The sequence below is a fragment of the Parapedobacter flavus genome (genome assembly GCF_035818675.1).
In the GTDB taxonomy this organism is placed as follows: Bacteria; Bacteroidota; Bacteroidia; order Sphingobacteriales; family Sphingobacteriaceae; genus Parapedobacter; species Parapedobacter flavus.
Map to the genome: position 1 here is coordinate 1 of NZ_JAYKZZ010000079.1, position 301 is coordinate 301.

Sequence of the window (301 nt, forward strand, 5' to 3'; positions counted from 1 at the left end):
AATATCGTGAACTACCTGCCGAGCAGGTCATCGTCCATTGGTATAGTCGGATGCCGCACAACGCCGCCAGATCAGATATCGGCATGGTCATTCGGGGGCATTTCCCGACATATTGTCTGGATAAGAGCGATTTAAAAAAAGTGAAAGTGGACCGCATCCGGTTTGCGGAGGGCGAACGCTATGTTGTTCATCTGATTGATAACAGAAATACACTGATAAATGCGAGTTTATGGATAGGCAGCAATAAAGCCCGCGCAATTTTTGAAACCCCTTTAACGGTCGACATGGACTGCACGTGTTA

At 47.2% G+C, this 301-nt stretch carries 1 protein-coding gene; it reads left to right on the top strand.

The features are described from left to right. The coding region (locus U9S71_RS20950; RefSeq protein WP_326329809.1) for a hypothetical protein at positions 1-301 on the top strand (301 nt) is incomplete at both ends.